The organism is Pseudomonas sp. 8Z (assembly GCF_902506535.1).
Taxonomy (GTDB): Bacteria; Pseudomonadota; Gammaproteobacteria; order Pseudomonadales; family Pseudomonadaceae; genus Aquipseudomonas.
On the sequence record NZ_LR733824.1, the window covers coordinates 211,157 to 231,789 of the forward strand.

14 protein-coding genes are annotated in these 20,633 nt (G+C 58.3%); 12 read left to right on the top strand and 2 right to left on the bottom strand.

Annotated elements, in window-relative coordinates:
* Nucleotides 1-46 precede the first annotated feature (46 nt).
* Nucleotides 47-1,315, top strand: a complete 1,269-nt coding sequence (locus AERO9A_RS00980; RefSeq protein WP_159970051.1) for a malic enzyme-like NAD(P)-binding protein — start codon at nt 47-49, stop codon at nt 1,313-1,315.
* Nucleotides 1,316-1,485: 170 nt separating this feature from the next.
* Here AERO9A_RS00980 and AERO9A_RS00985 read toward each other — a convergent pair whose 3' ends face one another.
* On the bottom strand, nt 1,486-3,894 hold the full coding sequence (locus tag AERO9A_RS00985; protein WP_372239614.1) for a penicillin-binding protein 1A: 2,409 nt from the start codon (nt 3,892-3,894) through the stop codon (nt 1,486-1,488).
* 184 nt (nt 3,895-4,078) lie between these two features.
* Here AERO9A_RS00985 and AERO9A_RS00990 point away from each other — a divergent pair, with 184 nt between their 5' ends.
* The 11 genes from AERO9A_RS00990 (at nt 4,079) to hemE (ending at nt 19,807) form a co-directional block, all read left to right on the top strand.
* Nucleotides 4,079-5,143, top strand: coding sequence for a pilus assembly protein PilM (locus AERO9A_RS00990; RefSeq protein ID WP_159970053.1), 1,065 nt, complete (start codon nt 4,079-4,081; stop codon nt 5,141-5,143).
* On the top strand, nt 5,143-5,712 hold the full coding sequence (gene pilN / locus AERO9A_RS00995) for a type 4a pilus biogenesis protein PilN (protein ID WP_159970054.1): 570 nt from the start codon (nt 5,143-5,145) through the stop codon (nt 5,710-5,712). The genes AERO9A_RS00990 and pilN overlap by 1 nt, the downstream gene beginning before the upstream one ends.
* Complete coding sequence (gene pilO, locus AERO9A_RS01000) at nt 5,709-6,329, top strand: type 4a pilus biogenesis protein PilO (protein ID WP_159970055.1); 621 nt, start codon at nt 5,709-5,711, stop codon at nt 6,327-6,329. The genes pilN and pilO overlap by 4 nt, the downstream gene beginning before the upstream one ends.
* Nucleotides 6,329-6,853: a type 4a pilus biogenesis lipoprotein PilP gene (gene pilP, locus AERO9A_RS01005; protein ID WP_159970056.1), complete on the top strand. Its 525-nt coding sequence runs from the start codon at nt 6,329-6,331 to the stop codon at nt 6,851-6,853. Before pilO ends, pilP begins: the two co-directional genes overlap by 1 nt.
* Nucleotides 6,854-6,908: 55 nt before the next feature.
* Nucleotides 6,909-9,041 carry a type IV pilus secretin PilQ gene (pilQ, locus tag AERO9A_RS01010; RefSeq protein ID WP_159970668.1) on the top strand — a complete coding sequence of 711 codons (2,133 nt, stop codon included), beginning with the start codon at nt 6,909-6,911 and terminating at the stop codon, nt 9,039-9,041.
* Nucleotides 9,042-9,046: 5 nt separating this feature from the next.
* Complete coding sequence (gene aroK / locus AERO9A_RS01015) at nt 9,047-9,565, top strand: shikimate kinase AroK (protein WP_159970057.1); 519 nt, start codon at nt 9,047-9,049, stop codon at nt 9,563-9,565.
* A 51-nt stretch (nt 9,566-9,616) separates the two neighbouring features.
* Nucleotides 9,617-10,720, top strand: a complete 1,104-nt coding sequence (gene aroB, locus AERO9A_RS01020) for a 3-dehydroquinate synthase (protein ID WP_159970058.1) — start codon at nt 9,617-9,619, stop codon at nt 10,718-10,720.
* Between the two features lie 10 nt (nt 10,721-10,730).
* On the top strand, nt 10,731-12,299 hold the full coding sequence (locus AERO9A_RS01025; protein ID WP_159970059.1) for an SPOR domain-containing protein: 1,569 nt from the start codon (nt 10,731-10,733) through the stop codon (nt 12,297-12,299).
* A 335-nt stretch (nt 12,300-12,634) separates the two neighbouring features.
* Entirely contained in the window at nt 12,635-17,083 is a 4,449-nt protein-coding gene (gene gltB / locus AERO9A_RS01030) for a glutamate synthase large subunit (RefSeq protein WP_159970060.1), read from the top strand.
* Nucleotides 17,084-17,201: 118 nt separating this feature from the next.
* Entirely contained in the window at nt 17,202-18,620 is a 1,419-nt protein-coding gene (locus AERO9A_RS01035; protein WP_159970061.1) for an FAD-dependent oxidoreductase, read from the top strand.
* Between the two features lie 119 nt (nt 18,621-18,739).
* A complete protein-coding gene (hemE, locus tag AERO9A_RS01040; RefSeq protein ID WP_159970062.1) occupies nt 18,740-19,807 on the top strand; it encodes a uroporphyrinogen decarboxylase in 1,068 nt (355 codons plus the stop codon).
* 50 nt (nt 19,808-19,857) lie between these two features.
* Here hemE and AERO9A_RS22605 read toward each other — a convergent pair whose 3' ends face one another.
* Nucleotides 19,858-20,625 (bottom strand): hypothetical protein, encoded by a 768-nt coding sequence (locus tag AERO9A_RS22605; protein ID WP_306109798.1) that lies wholly within the window; start codon nt 20,623-20,625, stop codon nt 19,858-19,860.
* Nucleotides 20,626-20,633 lie beyond the last annotated feature (8 nt).

Genomic DNA, 20,633 nt, shown 5'->3' on the forward strand with positions numbered 1-20,633 from the left:
CCTCGCCCGCCTGCCCATTCAACAGTAAAAAAGGCGGAACGCCACTATGTCAGATCTCAAAACTGCCGCTCTCGAATACCACGCTCAGCCCCGTCCCGGTAAGCTCAGCGTCGAGTTGACCAAAGCCACTTCTACCGCTCGTGACCTGTCGCTGGCTTACAGCCCTGGCGTTGCTGAGCCGGTGCGTGAAATCGCCCGTGATGCCGAGTTGGCCTACCGTTACACCGGTAAAGGCAACCTGGTCGCCGTGATCTCCGACGGTACCGCCATCCTTGGTCTGGGTAACCTCGGCCCGCTGGCTTCCAAGCCGGTGATGGAAGGCAAGGGTGTGCTGTTCAAGCGTTTCGCTGGCATCGATGTGTTCGACATCGAAGTCGACTCGGAAAGCCCGCAGGCTTTCATCGACACCGTAAAGCGCATCTCCATCACTTTCGGCGGCATCAACTTGGAAGATATCAAGGCCCCCGAATGCTTCGAGATCGAACGCGCGCTGATCGAGCAGTGCGATATCCCGGTTTTCCATGATGATCAGCACGGCACCGCCATCGTCACCGCGGCCGGTATGCTCAATGCTCTGGAAATCGCTGGTAAGACCCTCGAAGACGCCAAAATCGTCTGCCTGGGTGCTGGCGCTGCCGCTATCTCCTGCATGAAGTTGCTGGTGAGCATGGGTGCCAAAGTCGAGAACATCTTCATGATCGACCGTCAGGGCGTAATCCACGCCGGCCGTGACGACCTGAACCAGTACAAGGCCGTATTCGCCACCGAGACCGACAAGCGCACCCTGTCCGATGCGCTGGAAGGTGCCGACGTATTCGTCGGTCTGTCCGGTGCCAACCTGCTGGGCGCGGAAGATCTGCAGCGCATGGCGGCTAACCCGATCGTATTCGCCTGCTCCAACCCGGACCCGGAAATCAAGCCGGAGCTGGCGCATGCCACCCGCAACGACGTGATCATGGCAACCGGTCGTTCCGACTACCCGAACCAGGTTAACAACGTGCTGGGCTTCCCCTTCATCTTCCGTGGTGCTTTGGATGTTCGCGCCACTCGCATTAATGAAGAGATGAAGATTGCTGCTGCTCTGGCGCTGCGTGATCTGGCTAAGCTGCCGGTGCCGCAGGATGTTTGCGAAGCCTACGGCGTTGATTCGCTGAGCTTTGGCCGTGAGTACATCATTCCGAAGCCGATGGACAAGCGCCTGATCACCGTGGTCTCCGATGCTGTGGCCAAGGCTGCCATCGAGTCCGGTGTAGCGACGCTGCCCTATCCGAAGCACTACCCGCTGAACTCGGTTGATGAAGTGTTCAACGGCTAAGCTGCCTAGCAATAAAAAACCCGCTTCGGCGGGTTTTTTATTGAGTCACAAGCTTCAAGTAAGAGCTAAAGAGAACCAAGGCATGGCCTTGGTCTCGTCTGCCTGTATCTCAAGTGCTCCCCGCGCCGCTGCTACCTGGCGCTTGAGACTTGCAGCTTGTCGCTGCTGCTTTAGAACAAATCGATTGGCGCCATCTCGTCAGCGGGGAGAGGGCTGCCAGGGGCGCCTACTCCCGGTTCGAGCTCGTTCATCTCTGGTGGCGTGTCCTCACTCTTGAATAGCTCGAAGTAGGCATCCGGCGTACCTGGCGAGGCTGCGCGGCCGCTTACGGGGTCGACCCGTAGCGTGAGGATACCTTTGGGTTCCTTGGGCGTATGACTCGGACGTCCCTTGAGCACCGGCCCCATGTAATTCATCCAGATGGGCAGTGCCACAGTGCCGCCGTATTCGTTGCGGCCCAGGCTTTCCGGCTGATCGAAGCCAGTCCATACGGTGGTGACGTAGTCCGCGTTGTAGCCCGAGAACCAACTGTCTTTGGATTCATTGGTGGTGCCGGTCTTGCCTGCCAAGTCATCGCGACCCAGGGCCATCGCTCTGCGGCCGGTACCGCGACGGATCACGTCCTGTAGCATGCTGGTCATGATGTAAGCCGTGCGCTCGTCGATGATCTGTTCGGCGACCTTGGGCTCTTCTGTCGGCAGATCGTTTTCTGCGTTGGCTGTCTGGTTGGCTGCTTCCGATACCGCAGTGGTGCCGGGGACGCGTGCCGGGTTGGCGCGGAACAGTGTTTTGCCGTTGCGATCATCGATGCGCTGGATCAGGTACGGCTCGATTTTGTAGCCGCCATTGGCAAAGGTTGCCCAGCCCTCGGCAATCTCCATCGGGGTGAGGCTGGCTGTGCCGAGTGCGAGCGACAGGTTGCGTGGCAGGTCTTGCTCATCGAAGCCGAAGCGCTGGATGTAATCGAGCGTGCGCGAAACCCCGAGGTCCTGCAGCAGGCGAATCGAGACCAGATTGCGCGACTTGTACAGTGCTTCACGCAGGCGGATCGGGCCGAGGAAGGTGTTGTTGTCGTTCTTCGGACGCCACTTCTGCGACAGGTAGTCATCGGAGAGGATGATCGGTGCATCGTTTACTAGGGTGGCGGCGGTGTAGCCGTTGTCCAGCGCAGCGCTATAGATGAAGGGTTTGAAGCTTGAGCCGGGCTGGCGCTTGGCCTGTGTCGCGCGGTTGTAGTTGCTTTGATCGAAGGAGAAGCCGCCGACCAGTGACTGAATCGCGCCGCTGTAAGGATCAAGCGAAACCAGAGCACTCTGTGCGGTGGGAATTTGCGCGAAACTCAGGCTGTCATCGCTCTGACGCTGTACTCGCACGATGTCGCCAACCTTGACCACATCGGCAGGCTGCTGTGGTCGTGGGCCGAGGCTGTTGGTGTTCAAGAAAGGGCGCGCCCATTTCATGCTGTCCCAAGAGACAGCCTGCTCTTCACCTCTGCGGTTGATTACCAGGATGCCGCTTTTCTCTACCTGAGTAACGACGACGGGTTCCAGGCCGCCGATGCTGCGGAACTTGCTCAGCTCGTTTTGCCAGGTTTCGCGGGTCATGCCGGGTAGGCTGCTTTCCGGGCCACGGTAACCATGGCGTTGGTCATAGGCGATCAGCCCGTCGCGCAGCGCGGTATTGGCAATTTCTTGCAGATTACTGGGGACGGTGGTGGTGACGTTGTAGCCTTCCGTGTAAGCCTCGCTGCCATAACGACCGACCATTTCGGCACGTGCCATTTCAGCAATGTACGGGGCGTTCAGCTCAGGGGTGGGGACGTGGTAGCGGGCATCGACTCCCTCGGCTAGAGCGTTTTCATAGCGAGTCTGGTCTATGCGGCCAAGGCGATACAGGCGACCGAGAATCCAGTCGCGGCGCTCTTTGGCTCGGGTTGGGTTGACTAGCGGGTTGTAGCGCGACGGCGCTTTCGGCAGACCAGCAATCATGGCCATCTGTGCCAGCGATAGGTCGCGGATGGATTTGCCGTAGTAGACCTGTGCGGCGGCTTCGATGCCATAGGCGCGGTTGCCGAGGTAGATTTTGTTTACATAGAGCTCGAGGATTTCGTCTTTGCTCAGCTCGCGTTCGATTTGCAGCGCTAGAAGAATCTCCGTTGCCTTGCGCGAGAAGCTGCGTTCATTAGTGAGGAAGAAATTCTTCGCCACCTGCATGGTGATGGTGCTGCCACCACTTTGTATCTGACCGCTCTTCAATAATTGCGTGGCAGCGCGCATCAGGCTGCTCACATCGACGCCATAATGGTTGGCGAAGTTATCGTCTTCGGCTGCAAGCAGGGCGCTGATGAAGTCCTTGGGGATTTCATCGAAGCGAATGGGGGAACGGCGCATCTCGCCGAACTCGGCGATCAGCTTGCCATCGCTGCTGTAGACCCGCAGTGGAATCTGCAACTGAACCTGGCGCAGCGACTCGACGGACGGAAGGGTGGGGCTAAGATAAAGGTATGCGCCGCTTAAACTGAGCAACAGTCCACAAAATATGGCAACGCAAGACCAACAAAAGAACTTCAGCAGGCGCATCAAAATGTCAGGAATTCCAAGTAAAAGAATGAGTTAAGCAGTAGCCGGGGCTAAAAGGGAAAAACTGATCACATTATAAGCGTTTTTTCCTCCGGGTAGCCATTTGCGCTTCTGTCAAGACTGATATTTAATGTGGAAAAACATAAATAGTCCGTAAGTCGCGGATGCTAATAGGAAAACGGTCGTGCTAGGGCTCTTCAAGAAGAAAGCGAATACGCTGCTGGGGATCGACATAAGCTCGACCTCAGTGAAGCTCCTCGAATTGAGTCGCTCGGGAAGCCGCTACAAGGTAGAGGCCTACGCTGTCGAGCCGCTCCCACCAAATGCTGTGGTAGAAAAAAACATCGCCGAACTTGAAGGGGTGGGGCAGGCGCTTTCTCGCGTGTTGGCCAAGGCCAAGACCGGGGTTAAGGCCGCCGCCGTAGCCGTGGCCGGCTCTGCAGTGATTACCAAAACTATCGAGATGGAAGCAGGGCTTTCCGACGATGAATTGGAGAATCAACTGAAGATCGAAGCTGATCAGTACATCCCATACCCGCTTGAGGAAGTTGCGATCGACTTCGAGGTTCAGGGTGCGGCTGCTCGTAACCCCGAGCGTGTCGAGGTGCTGCTCGCAGCCTGTCGAAAAGAGAACGTCGAAGTGCGTGAGGCAGCGCTTGCCCTGGCAGGGTTGACTGCCAAGGTCGTCGATGTCGAGGCTTACGCTCTGGAGCGGGCTTATGCTCTGCTCGAAGCTCAGCTAGGTGCAGGGCATGATGAGCTGACGGTTGCGGTTGTCGATATTGGTGCCACCATGACGACTCTGAGTGTATTGCACAACGGGCGCACCATTTATACCCGTGAACAACTGTTCGGCGGCAAACAACTGACTGAAGAAATTCAGCGACGCTATGGCCTTTCTGTCGAAGAGGCTGGCCTGGCGAAGAAGCAGGGTGGCTTGCCGGATGACTATGATTCAGAGGTGCTGCAACCCTTCAAGGAAGCTGTCGTGCAGCAGGTGTCTCGCTCGCTGCAGTTCTTCTTCGCGGCAGGTCAGTTCAATGACGTCGACTACATACTGCTGGCCGGTGGTACTGCCTCGATTACCGATTTGGATCGCCTCATTCAGCAGAAGATCGGAACGCAAACCCTCGTGGCTAACCCTTTTGCCGATATGGCCTTGGGCAGCAAAGTCAATGCGGGGGCTCTGGCCAGTGATGCGCCGTCATTGATGATTGCCTGTGGTCTGGCGATGAGGAGTTTCGACTGATGGCGCGGATCAACTTACTTCCCTGGCGTGAGCAGCTACGAGAAGAGCGCAAGCAGCGCTTTTTGGTCAGTCTGGTGGGTGTGCTGATCGTTGCGGCAGGCCTTGTTTTCCTCAGTGATCAGGTGCTGTCGGGGGCGATCGAAAATCAGGATGCCCGTAATGCTTTCATCAAAAAGGAAATTGCTGTTCTTGATGCGCGGATCAAGGAAATTAGCGAGCTGAAAACGCGTCGTCAGCAATTGCTTGAGCGCATGAAGATCATTCAGGATTTGCAGGGCAATCGACCGATTATTGGGCGTATTTTCGATCAGTTGGTGAGAACTTTACCGGATGGCGTGTATTTCACCAGTGTGAAAATGACCGGCAAGGATATCGCTATCGTCGGGGCTGCCGAGTCCAATAACCGAGTTTCCAATCTCATGCGTAATCTCGATGCCTCCGAATGGCTGACAGCGCCTAATCTGACTGAAGTGAAAGCGGTCACGGCGGGGGCGGTGGATCAAGCGAACGTGTTTCAGTTGACCGTGCAGCAGACGCAGCCTGAGCAGCAGCCGGAGGCCGGAAAATGAGCATTCGTGAGTCGCTGGAAAGTTTGCGTAGTGTCGATATCAACGACCTGGATGTTAATAACCTTGGCTCTTGGCCAGGGCCGGTAAAATTTATTGCGGGTCTACTGCTGTTCGTTGTGATGTTGTTTCTTGGCTACAACTTTCATTTGAAAGACATGCAGGCCGTGCTGGAGCAGCGCCAGCAAGAAGAAGGGACGCTTAAACAGCAATTTTCCACCAAGGCTTTTCAGGCGGCAAATCTTGAGGCTTATAAAGAACAGATGAAAGAGATGGAGGTTTCGTTCGGTGCGTTGCTCAAGCAACTGCCTAGCGACACTGAAGTGCCTGGTCTGTTGGAGGACATTACACGTACGGGGTTGGATAGTGGTCTTGAGTTCGAAGAAATCAAGTTGCTGCCTGAAGTTACCCAGCAGTTTTATATCGAATTGCCTATTCAGATAAAAGTTACTGGGACTTATCACGACCTGGCTACTTTCGTGAGTGGCGTTGCGCGCTTGCCGCGAATCGTTACCTTGCATGACTTTCAATTGGCGCCAAGTAGTGCCGATAGCTCCACGCGTTTGAGCATGCAGATAATGGCTAAAACCTATCGCTACAACGACAAGGGGGCTCAATGATGCGTATTTCTCGCATGCCTCTTGTGCTGATTGTTTCGCTTGTTGCCGGGTGCGGTTCGGGTAGTGATTTTTCTGACCTGCGTGCCTATATGGATGAGGTGCGTGCCAAGCCTAAAGGCGCTATCGAACCACTCCCTACTTTTCCGCCTTATGAGAGTTTTATCTACAAAGCTGCATCCTTGCGCAGCCCTTTTCAGCCTCCCGTTAAGATCGACGTAGTTGCCCGACAGAAGGGCTCTAAAGAAATTAAACCGGACGAAACTCGAGTCAAGCAGTTCTTGGAAGGCTTCAATATCGAGTCTTTCCAGATGGTGGGAACCCTGAGGAATGATCAAGAGCTGTTCGCCTTGGTCAATGGTGCAGGGGGGGTTCATCGAGTCAAGGTTGGCGATTATCTGGGGCGTAATGACGGCAAAATCACAGCTATCGACGAATCCAAAGTCGAAGTGGTCGAGATCGTTCCTGATGGTGACGGTGGCTGGCTTGAGCGGCCTCGTACGCTGCCCTTGAAGGAGCGCTCCTGAAGGAGCAAGTGAATAAATGAATACCAATAATCTGTCTGCCAAACAGGGTACGAAAATGAATGGCTCCCTTTCGCGTCTGAGTGTTGCCCTGGTGATGACCTTGTTATCGTCATCGGTTCTGGCAGCGAATCTTCAGGGTATGAACGTCGCCAGCCTGCCAGGCGATCGTGTCGAGCTGAAACTGTCTTTTGACGAGCCGGTTACTGCGCCTCGTGGTTACACGATCGAGCAGCCCGCACGTATCGCCCTTGACCTTCCGGGGGTGTCCAATAAGTTGGGTACCAAGAATAAGGAGTTGGGTGCGGGTAATGCGCGCAGTGTGACCATCGTTGAGGCTAAAGACCGTACGCGATTGATCGTCAATCTAACTTCGTTGGCTCCCTATAGTACGCGTGTCGAAGGCAATGACCTCTATGTCCTGGTCGGGGGCAATGCGTCGACCGCAAGTCGCCCGGCTGTGGCGACGCCTGCCCCGGTCGCTCAGGCTCCACGTGAGAAAACCTACGGTATGCAAGCCAAGTCGGTGAGCAACATTGATTTTCAGCGTGGTGAGCAGGGTGAAGGCAATGTTGTGATTACATTGTCTGACGCCTCCATAAGCCCGGATATTCAGGAACAGGGTGGGAAGATTCGCTTGGACTTCGCCAAAACCCAGTTGCCTGACTCTCTACGTGTACGCTTGGACGTCAAGGATTTCGCTACTCCGGTGCAGTTTGTAAGCGCTACCGGCAGTGCCGATAAGACCAGTATTTTGGTCGAGCCTGTTGGTCAGTACGACTATCTCGCCTATCAAACTGATAACAAGCTTACTTTGAGCGTCAAGCCGCTCAGTCAGGAGGCCGTTGAGCGTCGTAATGCTGACCGATTTGCCTATACGGGCGAAAAGTTGTCGCTTAATTTCCAGGACATCGATGTTCGTTCGGTGCTGCAGTTGATTGCGGACTTTACCGATTTGAATTTGGTGGCGAGTGATACCGTTGCAGGCAATATTACGCTTCGTCTGCAGAATGTTCCCTGGGACCAGGCTTTGGATCTTGTGCTCAAGACCAAGGGTTTGGATAAGCGCAAGGTGGGTAATGTGCTGCTTGTTGCGCCCGCGGACGAGATCGCGGCGCGTGAGCGCCAAGAGCTGGAATCGCAGAAGCAAATTGCAGAGCTGGCGCCTTTGCGTCGTGAGCTGATTCAGGTCAATTACGCTAAAGCGGCTGACATGGCCAAGTTGTTCCAGTCGGTTACCAGTGCCGATGGGACTCCAGACGCCCGCGGTTCCATCACTGTGGATGATCGCACCAACAGCATCATTGCTTATCAGACGCAGGAGCGTCTGGACGAGTTGCGGCGCATCATTGCTCAGCTCGATATCCCTGTGCGGCAGGTGCTGATCGAGGCGCGTATAGTCGAAGCGAACGTCAATTACAGTAAAGCATTGGGCGTGCGCTGGGGCGGTGCTCTTAACGCTGGCAATGGTTGGAGAACCTTCGGTCAAAACGGAAACATCGGTGTTGAGGATGAGGATGGCTTTAGCTGCGGTCCCTTCAATGGTCGGTGTACTCTGCCTGTTACCGGTGGTGGTGATACTGGTGGTTCGCCTACCCCATTCGTGGATATGGGGGTGACTGGAAGCACCTCGGGCATCGGTATCGGTTTCATTTCCAACAGTGCCATCATCGATTTGCAGCTTTCCGCGATGGAGAGCTCGGGTAATGGTGAAATCGTTTCGCAGCCGAAGGTGGTTACTTCGGACAAGGAGACGGCGAAAATTCTGAAAGGTCAGGAGATCCCTTATCAGGAAGCAAGCTCCAGCGGCGCGACCACAACATCCTTCAAGGAGGCGGCCCTATCGCTGGAAGTGACGCCACAAATTACTCCAGATAACCGCATCATCATGGAAGTGAAGGTCAACAAGGATTCGGCGGACTATCAGCGAGCTCTCGATGGATCTGCTCCGCCTATCAATAAGAACGAAGTCAATGCAAAGGTGTTGGTTTCGGATGGCGAGACGATCGTAATTGGTGGGGTTTTCGAGAATACCCAGACCAAGGCTACGGAGAAGGTGCCGTTCTTGGGAGATCTCCCTTACTTGGGGCGGATTTTCCGGCGTGACATCGTCAACGACAACAAGACTGAGTTGCTGGTTTTCATCACTCCGCGCATCATGAACAGCCAAGCCATTGCCGTGAATCGATGATCTAAGTGCGGAATGTAATCCTCGTAGGCCCGATGGGTGCTGGAAAGAGCACCATCGGGCGTTTACTTGCTAAAGAACTGCGTTTGCCCTTCAAAGACTCCGACAAGGAGATCGAGCAGCGTACGGGCGCCAATATCCCCTGGATCTTCGATGTTGAGGGTGAGCAGGGGTTTCGTGAGCGGGAGCAGGCGGTTATCGCTGAGCTCGCGCAGCAGGACGGTCTTGTGCTTGCCACTGGCGGGGGCGTCGTGATGCGCCCCGAGAACCGCAGTGCTTTGCATGCTGGTGGGCGCGTGGTGTATCTGCATGCTTCTGTGGATCAGCAAATCGACCGAACGGCACGAGACCGCAATCGCCCTTTATTGCGTACGGCCAATCCTGCGCAGGTCTTGCGTGACCTGATGGCGCTGCGTGATCCGCTCTATCGCGAAGTGGCAGATGTGATCATCGAAACGGATGAGCGTCCTCCGCGTATGGTCGTTCAGGAAATCCTCGCTCGATTGGAGACGCTTTCGCCCCGTTAAAGCCTTGGGCGAACTGCGTTATCCTAGCGGCCTTTCCATCCTGGGGGCGTCATGCAGACTCTTCACGTTGAACTCGGTGAGCGCAGTTATCCCATCTACATAGGCCAGGGCTTGCTGTCGCGCCCTGAGATACTGTCGCGGCATATCGCTGGTCGTCAGGTTGCGATCATTACCAATGAAACGGTTGCCCCGCTGTACTTGGAGGTGCTGCAGCAGTCACTTGGCGGCTACAGCGTCGCTTGTGTGGTGTTGCCTGATGGCGAGTCCTTCAAGAACTGGGAAACCCTGCAGTTGATATTCGACGGCCTGTTGACGGCTCGGCATGATCGCCGCACCACCGTTGTGGCTTTGGGTGGCGGTGTGATCGGCGATATGGCGGGTTTTGCGGCGGCCTGTTATCAGCGCGGTGTCGACTTCATCCAGGTGCCGACCACGTTGCTTTCCCAGGTTGACTCATCTGTGGGGGGCAAGACGGGTATTAATCACCCTCTAGGTAAGAACATGGTTGGGGCGTTCTATCAGCCCAAGGCCGTGCTTATCGATACCGCAAGCCTCAATACTCTGCCGGTTCGCGAGTTGTCGGCAGGTCTGGCGGAGGTCATCAAGTATGGCTTGATCTGTGACGAGCCATTTCTCGGCTGGCTTGAGCAGAATATGTCGGCCCTGCGAGCGCTAGAGCAGGGCGCCTTGACCGAAGCTATCGAACGCTCCTGCGCCGCGAAGGCTCGTGTGGTGGGGGCTGATGAGAGGGAGTCGGGGATCCGGGCGACCTTGAACCTCGGTCATACCTTTGGCCACGCCATCGAGACCGAGCAGGGCTATGGTGTTTGGCTGCATGGTGAGGCTGTTGCGGCTGGCACGGTGATGGCGCTGGAAATGTCGCATCGCCTGGGCTGGCTGTCAGCAGATGAGCGCGATCGTGGCGTTCGCTTGCTGCATGCGGCGGGGCTGCCTATCGTGCCACCGCAGGATATGACGCCAGAACAGTTCCTGGAACATATGGCGGTGGACAAGAAAGTGCTGGATGGTCAGCTACGCCTGGTGTTGCTAAAACGCCTAGGTGAGGCCGTGGTAACGGCCGATTATCCGCGAGAGATTCTCGATGCCACGTTGCGTACTGATTACGCTGCGCTGGCCCACTCGATCAACGCTTGAAGAGTGATTCATGACCAGTTTGCATGCTGATGAGGCGTTCCTGGCCCATTACCAGCTTAGCCACGATCCATTTGCCCCAAGAGTGCCGGGCTTTAAGTTTTTCCCTGCGCAACGTAAACCTGTGCTGGGGCAGTTGCATCACTTAGCGCGTTACAGTCAGTTATTGCTGGTGGTGACCGGGCCTGAGGGCAGCGGCAAGACGTTGTTGCGTCAGGCGCTGGTTGCCAGTACCAACAAGCAGGCCGTGCAGAGTGTCGTAATCGCCCAGGGCATTCAGGGTGGTGAAGCGATGTTGCGGCAGGTTGCTCAAAGCTTGTCGCTAGCTAGCGCCGATGCTCGCAGCATTTTGAGTCAGATTGCACAGTTGGCGCTGACCGGTCAGGAGGTTTACCTCCTGATTGATGATGCCGACCAGCTAGATGATGCGGCGCTTGGGGTTGTTCTGACGCTTGCCGCGGGGGATGGTGAGGGTCGCCCGCACGTCTTCCTGTTTGCTCAAGAGGCCTTGCTGGCGCGTCTTGAGGCTTTGGCTGGGGGTGAAGAGTGTTATCACGCCATTGAGTTGCAGCCCTACGCAGAGGATGAGACTCGCGAGTACCTGGCTCAGCGCCTTGAGGGGGCTGGGCAGGGGATTGATATTCTGGCTGATGAGCAGATCGAAGACATTCATCAGCGCTCCGGCGGTTGGCCGGGAGCAATCAATAGTGAAGCTCGCGAGTTATTGATCGAGCAGATGCTGCAGCAGCGCTCGGGTGAGCGGCGTCGTGGTTTTTCCTTCTCGTTGCCGAAGAAGCATCTGTTGGCGTTAGGCGTTGTCTTTGTCGGCGTGCTTGCAGCTTGGCTGATGCAGGGGCGTGAACAGAGTGGGGTGGAGGCGCCGGTTGCAAGCTCAGCGTTACCGCTGGGATCTTCGACTGCCGGTCAGGCGGAAGATGAAGTTGCTCCGGCTCCATCAGGTGGTAGTGCGCCTGCGATCGAGTTTGCCGGTAGCAGCCAGCCGCTGCCGTTGCCTTTGGTTGGCGAAGCGCAAACCGTTATTCGTCAGCCTTTGGCCGAGGCGGCGGGCGAGGAACTGGATGACTTCGAGCCTCCGGCTGCGCCAGAGCCCTCGACAGTGACTGCGCCTTCTGCGCCAATCCCTGCTGCACCTGCACCTGCACCTGCACCTGCACCTGCACCTGCACCTGCACCTGCACCTAAGCCTGCGGTACAGCCCAAACCGGTCGAGTCGACACCTGCCAAACCGACCCCAGCCCCTTCGCCAGCCAAGCCGACAGCGCCGAGCGCGAGCACATCGAGTGGCAACTGGTATGCCCAGCAACCGGCCTCTCGTTATGCGCTGCAGGTGCTGGGTTCGCGTTCGGAGGCCAACATCCAGGCCATGGTGCGTCAGGGGGGCAGCGAATATCGCTACTTCAAGAAGATCCACCAGGGACAGCCACTGTATGTGCTTACCTATGGTAGTTTTGCTACTCGTGACGCCGCGCAGGCAGCCATCAGTACGCTGCCTGCGAAGCAGCAGGCTGGTAAGCCATGGCCGAAAACCATTGGTAGCATCCAGCAGGAAATGAGTCGCTAGCCTATGCGATGAGGGCGGTATCTACGCCGCCCTTTCCCTCTTGCCTGTTCGTCCTGAACAGCTTTCAATCGAGCTGCCAAGTCTCTATCGGCTGAGTTGTCTCCGTCGCTGGGATGGCTCAGATCGTCGCTATCATGGCTGGTCGGTCTTATCCTTCGTTTTTGCGACATAAATATTCAATCTATCGTCGCGAAAATTTGTGACGCCGTGGGTGGATATGTACAATGACCTCCCTTTTGCCCTAGCAAAGCGGGTCTGTCCTGCTTTTCGGGTTTAAGTCATTGAATTAGAAAGTAATTTGCCTGAGGTCTAGGCAGCCTGGTGAGAGTTCCCCTATGAAAGCAGGTTTGTACCGTCCTGATGAGTTCAAGGATAACTGCGGCTTCGGCTTGATCGCCCACATGCAAGGTGAACCTAGTCATCACCTGCTCAATACCGCTATTGAAGCCCTCACCTGCATGACCCACCGCGGCGGTATCAACGCCGACGGCAAGACCGGTGATGGCTGCGGCCTGCTGATCCAGAAGCCTGATCAATTCCTGCGCGCCATCGCCCAGGAGCAATTTGGCGTCGCACTGCCTGGGCAATACGCTGTGGGCATGGTGTTCCTCAACCAGGATTCGGCCAAGGCCGAAGCCGCGCGCGAGAACATGAACCGCGAGATCCTCGCGGCCGGCCTGCAATTGGTGGGCTGGCGCAAGGTGCCGATCGATACCAGCGTGCTCGGCCAACTGGCCTTGGAGCGCCTGCCGCAGATCGAGCAAGTGTTCATCGGCGGCGAAGGCCTGAGCGACCAGGAATTCGCCATCAAGCTGTTCAGTGCTCGTCGGCGTTCGTCGGTGGCCAATGCCGGCGACAGCGATCACTACATCTGCAGCTTTTCGCACAAGACCATCATCTACAAAGGCCTGATGATGCCGGCGGACCTGCAGCAGTTCTACCCAGATCTGGGTGATGAGCGCCTGCAGACCGCCATCGCGGTCTTCCACCAGCGCTTCTCCACCAACACACTGCCGAAGTGGCCGCTGGCGCAGCCGTTCCGTTATCTCGCGCACAACGGCGAGATCAACACCATCACCGGCAACCGTAACTGGGCACAGGCTCGTCGCACCAAGTTCGCCAACGAGCTGATTCCCGACCTCGACGAGCTGGGCCCGCTGGTCAACCGCGTCGGCTCCGACTCCTCGAGCATGGACAACATGCTCGAACTGATGGTCACCGGCGGCATCGACCTGTTCCGTGGCCTGCGCATGATCATTCCGCCGGCCTGGCAGAACGTCGAGACCATGGACGCCGACCTGCGCGCGTTCTACGAATACAACTCCATGCACATGGAGCCCTGGGATGGCCCGGCCGGCGTGGTGCTGACCGATGGTCGCCATGCCGTGTGCCTGCTCGACCGTAACGGTCTGCGCCCGGCGCGCTGGGTCACCACCAGGAACGGATACATCACCCTGGCATCGGAAATTGGCGTGTGGGACTACCAGCCCGAGGACGTCATCGCCAAGGGGCGTGTCGGCCCGGGGCAGATCCTCGCCGTCGATACCGAAACTGGTCAGGTGCTGGACACCGAGTCCATCGACAGCCGCCTGAAGTCGCGCCACCCCTACAAGCTGTGGCTGCGCAAGCATGCTCAGCGCATCAAGGCGACGCTGGAAGACCGCGACCATGGTTCGGCCTTTTACGACCCGGATCAGCTCAAGCAGTACATGAAGATGTTCCAGGTCACCTTCGAGGAGCGTGACCAGGTGCTGCGTCCGCTCGGTGAGCAGGGCCAGGAAGCCGTCGGCTCGATGGGCGATGACACGCCGATGGCCGTACTCAGCCAGCGCGTGCGCTCGCCCTACGATTACTTCCGCCAGCAGTTCGCGCAGGTCACCAACCCGCCGATCGACCCGCTGCGCGAAGCGATCGTCATGTCCCTGGAAATCTGCCTGGGCGCCGAGCGCAACATCTTCAGTGAGTCGCCGGAGCACGCTACCCGCGTGATCCTCAGCAGTCCGGTTATTTCGCCGGCCAAGTGGCGCGCGCTGATGAATCTGGATCGCCCCGGCTTCGACCGTCATGTCATCGACATGAACTATGACGAGCCGCTGGGTCTGGAAGCGGCCGTGCGTAACATGGCCGACCAGGCCCAGGAAGCCGTGCGCGCGGGGAAGGTACTGCTGGTATTGACCGACCGCCACATCGCTCCGGGCAAGCTGCCGGCCCATGCTGCGCTGGTCACCGGCGCCGTGCATCACCGCCTGACCGAGAAAGGCCTGCGTTGCGACTGCAACATCCTGGTGGAAACCGCCACTGCGCGTGACCCGCACCACTATGCCGTGCTGCTGGGCTTCGGCGCCTCGGCGGTGTATCCGTTCCTGGCCTACGAAGTGCTGGGCGACCTGATCCGCACTGGCGAAGTGCTGGGCGATCTGTACGAGGTCTTCAAGTACTACCGCAAGGGCATCTCCAAAGGCCTGCTGAAAATCCTGTCGAAGATGGGCATTTCCACGGTCGCGTCCTATCGCGGTGCGCAACTGTTCGAGGCGGTCGGCCTGGCCGACGAAGTGACCGAGCTGTGCTTCCGGGGTGTGGCCAGCCGCATCCAGGGGGCGCGTTTCGTCGATATCGAAAGCGAACAGAAGCTGCTGTCCTTCGAGGCCTGGAACAACCGCAAGCCGATCCAGCAGGGCGGTCTGCTCAAGTTCGTTTACGGCGGTGAATACCATGCCTACAACCCGGACGTGGTACGCACGCTGCAGGAAGCTGTGCAGCAGGGTAACTACGAGAAGTACAAGGAGTACTCGACGCTGGTCGATACCCGCCCCGTGTCGATGATCCGCGACCTGCTCAAGGTCAAGGAATCGGCCACGCCGATTTCCCTGGACGAAGTCGAGCCGCTGCAGTCGATCTTCAAGCGCTTCGACGCTGCCGGCATCTCCCTCGGCGCGCTGTCGCCCGAGGCGCACGAGGCGTTGGCCGAGGCGATGAACCGTCTGGGTGGTCGTTCCAACTCCGGTGAGGGCGGCGAAGACCCGGCCCGCTACGGCACCATCAAGAGCTCCAAGATCAAGCAGGTGGCTACCGGCCGCTTTGGTGTGACCCCGGAATACCTGGTCAACGCCGAAGTGCTGCAGATCAAGGTGGCCCAGGGCGCCAAGCCTGGCGAGGGCGGCCAGTTGCCGGGTGGCAAGGTCAACGGTCTGATCGCCAAGCTGCGCTACGCGGTGCCGGGCGTGACCCTGATTTCGCCGCCGCCGCACCATGACATCTACTCGATCGAAGACCTGGCGCAGTTGATCTATGACCTCAAGCAGGTCAACCCGAAGGCGCTGGTGTCGGTCAAGCTGGTGGCGGAAGCCGGTGTCGGCACCATCGCTGCCGGTGTGGCCAAAGCCTATGCCGACCTGATCACCATTTCCGGTTACGACGGTGGCACCGGCGCATCGCCGCTGACCTCCATCCGTTACGCCGGTGCGCCGTGGGAGCTGGGCCTGGCCGAAACCCACCAGACCCTGCGCGGCAATGACCTGCGCGGTAAGGTGCGGGTGCAGACCGATGGTGGTCTGAAAACCGGCCTGGACGTGATCAAGGCGGCCATCCTCGGCGCCGAGAGCTTTGGTTTCGGCACCGCACCGATGGTCGCCCTGGGCTGCAAATACCTGCGCATCTGCCACCTGAACAACTGCGCCACTGGCGTGGCCACGCAGAACGACAAGCTGCGCAAGGATCACTTCATCGGCACCGTCGAGATGGTGATGAACTTCTTCACCTATGTCGCCGAGGAAACCCGCGAGTGGCTGGCCAAGCTCGGTGTACGCAGCCTGGAAGAGCTGATCGGGCGTACCGACCTGCTCGAAATGCTGCCGGGCGAAACCGCCAAGCAGGGCAACCTGGATCTGTCGCCGCTGCTGGCCAGCGCCCATATCCCGGCTGACAAGCCGCAGTTCTGCCAGGTGCCGAAGAACCCGCCGTTCGATGAAGGCCTGCTGGCCGAGAAGATGGTGGAAATGGCCAAGGACGCCATCGCCAACAAAACTGGCGGTGAGTACGAGCTGAACATCGGCAACTGCGACCGCTCCATCGGTGCGCGCATTTCCGGTGAGATCGCCCGTGTGCATGGCAACCAGGGCATGAACGGTGCGCCGATCACCTTCCGCTTCAAGGGCACTGCCGGTCAGAGCTTCGGTGTGTGGAACGCCGGTGGCCTGCACCTGCGCCTGGAAGGCGACGCCAACGATTACGTGGGTAAGGGCATGACGGCGGGCAAGATCGTCATTACTCCGCCTGCCGGCAGCCCGTTCGCCACCGAGGACAGCGCCATTATCGGTAACACCTGCCTATATGGCGCCACTGGCGGCAAGCTGTTCGCCACCGGCACCGCGGGCGAGCGTTTCGCGGTGCGTAACTCCGGCGCCCATGCCGTGGTGGAAGGCACGGGCGACCACTGCTGCGAGTACATGACCGGCGGTTTCGTCTGTGTACTGGGCAAGACCGGCTACAACTTCGGCTCGGGCATGACCGGCGGCTTCGCCTACGTGCTCGACATGGACAATGGCTTCTACGATCGCGTCAACCACGAGTTGGTGGAAATCCAGCGCATCAACAACGAAGCGATGGAGGCCTACCGCAGCCACCTGGAAAGCGTGCTCGCCGAGTACGTCGAAGAGACCGGTAGCGAGTGGGGTCAGAACCTGCTGGAAAACCTGGACGATTACCTGCGCAAGTTCTGGCTGGTGAAACCTAAAGCAGCCAGCTTGAAATCGCTGCTCTCCAGCACCCGTGCCAACCCGCAATAAAGCCGCAAGCGGCAAGCCCCAAGCTGCAAGTCAGAAGCAGCTCCGGGCTTGCCGATCCAACGTGATTGTCTTGCAGCTTGCAGCTTGATGCTTGCCGCTGCTGTTATGAGGTAATGCAATGACTGAACGTCTGAATAACGACTTCCAGTTCATCGAAGTCGGGCGCAAAGACCCGAAGAAGAAACTGCTGCGTCAGCGCAAGAAGGAATTCGTCGAGATCTACGACAACTTCAAGCCAGCGCAGGCCTGCGACCAGGCGCATCGCTGCCTGGGTTGCGGCAACCCGTATTGCGAGTGGAAGTGCCCGGTGCACAACTTCATTCCCAACTGGCTGAAACTGGTGTCGGAAGGCAACATCCTGGCCGCCGCCGAGCTTTCGCACCAGACCAACACCCTGCCGGAAGTCTGCGGTCGTGTATGCCCGCAGGATCGTCTCTGCGAAGGTGCCTGTACCCTCAATGACGGCTTTGGCGCGGTGACTATCGGCTCGGTGGAGAAGTACATCACCGACACCGCCTTCGCCATGGGCTGGCGCCCGGATATGTCGCGGGTCGTGCCGACCGGCAAACGTGTCGCAGTGATCGGTGCTGGCCCGGCCGGTCTGGGCTGCGCCGACGTGCTGGTGCGCAACGGCGTGACCCCGGTGGTGTTCGACAAGAACCCGGAAATCGGTGGCCTGCTGACCTTCGGCATCCCCGAGTTCAAGCTGGAAAAGACCGTGCTCAGCCGCCGCCGTGAAGTCTTCACCGGCATGGGCATCGAATTCCGCCTGAATACCGAGATCGGCAAGGACGTGACCATGCAGCAACTGCTGGATGAGTACGATGCCGTGTTCATGGGCATGGGCACCTACACCTACATGAAAGGTGGCTTCCCCGGTGAAGACCTGCCGGGCGTATACGACGCGCTGGACTTCCTCATCGCCAACGTCAATCGCAACCTGGGTTTCGAGAAGTCGCCGGAAGACTTCATCGACATGAAGGGCAAGCGCGTCGTAGTGCTCGGTGGTGGTGACACCGCGATGGACTGCAATCGCACCTCGATCCGTCAGGGCGCCAAGGCCGTGACCTGCGCCTACCGTCGTGACGAAGAGAACATGCCGGGCTCGCGCAAGGAAGTGAAAAACGCCAAGGAAGAGGGCGTGAAGTTCCTCTTCAACCGCCAGCCCATCGCCATCGTCGGCGACGGCAAGGTGGAAGGCATCAAGGTGGTCGAGACCCGTCTCGGCGAGCCGGATGCCCGTGGCCGTCGCAGCCCCGAGCCGATTCCGGGCTCTGAAGAAATCATCCCGGCTGATGCCGTGCTGATCGCCTTCGGTTTCCGTCCGAGCCCGGCGCCCTGGTTCGAGCAGTTCGAAATCCAGACCGACAGCCAGGGGCGCGTCGTCGCGCCGGAGAAGAACACCTTCAAGCACCAGACCAGCAACCCGAAGATCTTCGCCGGTGGCGATATGGTGCGCGGTTCCGACCTGGTGGTGACGGCGATCTTCGAGGGTAGAAACGCCGCTGAAGGCATCCTCGACTACCTGGGCGTCTGATGACGCAGGGCAAGTAAAGACGAGACAAATCGTCGCGATAGACAAAAGGCACGGCACCCGCCGTGCCTTTTGTTTTGTGCTCTGCGAAAATGCCCGCACTTTTTTCGCTGGATGCTGCCATGACCGCCCTGAAGAACGACCGTTTCCTCCGTGCTCTGCTCAAGCAACCCGTGGATATCACTCCGGTCTGGATGATGCGCCAGGCCGGTCGCTATCTGCCGGAGTACCGCGCGACTCGGGCCAAGGCTGGCGACTTCGTGAGCCTGATGAAGAACCCGGAACTGGCCTGCGAGGTCACCATCCAGCCGCTGGATCGCTACCCGCAACTGGACGCGGCGATTCTCTTCTCCGACATCCTCACCATCCCCGATGCCATGGGCCAAGGCCTGTACTTCGAGACAGGTGAGGGGCCGCGCTTCAAGAAGGTGGTCAGTAGCCTGGCCGATATCGAGGCGCTGCCGGTGCCGGACGCCGAGACGGATCTGGGCTACGTGATGGACGCGGTGCGTACCATTCGCCGCGAGTTGGGTGGCCGGGTGCCGCTGATCGGCTTCTCCGGCAGCCCGTGGACGCTGGCCACCTATATGGTCGAAGGCGGCTCAAGCAAGGACTTCCGCAAGACCAAGGCCATGCTCTACGACAACCCGCAAGCCTTGCACGCGCTGCTCGACAAGCTGGCGCAGTCGGTGGCGGCCTACCTCAACGGGCAGATCCTGGCCGGTGCGCAAGCGGTGCAGATCTTCGATTCCTGGGGCGGCGCGCTGTCGGCGGCGGCCTATCAGGAATTTTCCCTGGCCTATATGAAGAAGATCGTCGATGGCCTGATTCGCGAACATGATGGTCGGCGCGTGCCGGTGATTCTGTTCACCAAGGGCGGCGGTCTATGGCTTGAATCCCTGGCCGACACTGGTGCCGAGGCGCTGGGCCTGGACTGGACATGCGATATCGGCAGCGCTCGCGCTCGTGTCGGTGCCAAGGTCGCCCTGCAAGGCAACATGGACCCGGCGGTGCTTTATGCCAAGCCCGAAGCGATCCGCGCCGAAGTGGCGCGCATTCTGGCGGCCTATGGTGCCGGCAGCGGCCACGTTTTCAACCTCGGTCACGGCATTACCCCGGAAGTCGATCCCGCCAATGCAGCGGCCTTCTTCGAGGCGGTGCATGAGTTGTCCGCGCAATACCATGACTGATAACCATGGACAAGGCTGCTGGTGCGGCCGTGTCCATGATCGGGAGTGGTTTACTTGACGGTAGCCAGCTCTCCTCGCAGTGCTACGCTGGCAATCAACATGCCGGCGCGGCACTGATATTTCTGGGTGTCTTTGTAAACGTCGCGCTTATAGATGCTGGCAATGTCGACCACCGCATTGGCTCCAGCCTTTTTCGCTGCGCTCTGCAACGATACTAGCGCCGACTGTAGTGCCCATACGCAGGCTTCTTCATCGGACTTGTTGGAACCGTTGGTTTTGCGGCTGCTGGTCACGGTACGAATCTTGTGAATTTCACCCTGCACCACCTGGCCTGCGAGGTAGAACTTCACGCTGCCATCAAGAAGGCCAGCCTGTGTTGCGCGGGTGATGCCCTCTTGGAAGTCTAGGTAGGTAGCCCCCTCGACGCCCTGGTTGACTGCTCCTAGTTCGTTCACTGACTCGATGATCGGATCTACATTGAGCTCTTTAAGGATATTGTCACGCAGTTTGTTGACCCAGCGGTTGTAGTTGCCATGGATCTTGCCGTCCTTGTAGTCCAGCCCCCAACTGCTGCGGTAGAGGATCTGAAAAGACGTTGGTGTGTAGGGTATGTCCACTTCCGCATGGTGTCTGCCACGAATAGTGATCTCCGCCTGAACCAGCCCGGGCTTGGCCGATTGCACGTTCCACTGGCGGTCGTGTAGCGCCGTGATGATCGCCCGTTGCATCTGACTGTTGCTGATTGTCAGCTCCGAAGCGAAATGCTCTTGCGCGTTGTAGATGGGCTTGCTCGTGCAGGCATTTAGCAGAAAAACCATGGTTAGCA

Coding starts and splice junctions, on each gene's coding strand:
- AERO9A_RS00980 (WP_159970051.1), top strand. CDS start 47: ATGTCAGATCTCAAAACTGCCGCTCTCGAATACCACGCTCAGCCCCGT.
- AERO9A_RS00985 (WP_372239614.1), bottom strand. CDS start 3,894: ATGCGCCTGCTGAAGTTCTTTTGTTGGTCTTGCGTTGCCATATTTTGT.
- pilN (WP_159970054.1), top strand. CDS start 5,143: ATGGCGCGGATCAACTTACTTCCCTGGCGTGAGCAGCTACGAGAAGAG.
- pilO (WP_159970055.1), top strand. CDS start 5,709: ATGAGCATTCGTGAGTCGCTGGAAAGTTTGCGTAGTGTCGATATCAAC.
- pilP (WP_159970056.1), top strand. CDS start 6,329: ATGCGTATTTCTCGCATGCCTCTTGTGCTGATTGTTTCGCTTGTTGCC.
- pilQ (WP_159970668.1), top strand. CDS start 6,909: ATGAATGGCTCCCTTTCGCGTCTGAGTGTTGCCCTGGTGATGACCTTG.
- aroB (WP_159970058.1), top strand. CDS start 9,617: ATGCAGACTCTTCACGTTGAACTCGGTGAGCGCAGTTATCCCATCTAC.
- AERO9A_RS01025 (WP_159970059.1), top strand. CDS start 10,731: ATGACCAGTTTGCATGCTGATGAGGCGTTCCTGGCCCATTACCAGCTT.
- gltB (WP_159970060.1), top strand. CDS start 12,635: ATGAAAGCAGGTTTGTACCGTCCTGATGAGTTCAAGGATAACTGCGGC.
- AERO9A_RS01035 (WP_159970061.1), top strand. CDS start 17,202: ATGACTGAACGTCTGAATAACGACTTCCAGTTCATCGAAGTCGGGCGC.
- hemE (WP_159970062.1), top strand. CDS start 18,740: ATGACCGCCCTGAAGAACGACCGTTTCCTCCGTGCTCTGCTCAAGCAA.
- AERO9A_RS22605 (WP_306109798.1), bottom strand. CDS start 20,625: ATGGTTTTTCTGCTAAATGCCTGCACGAGCAAGCCCATCTACAACGCG.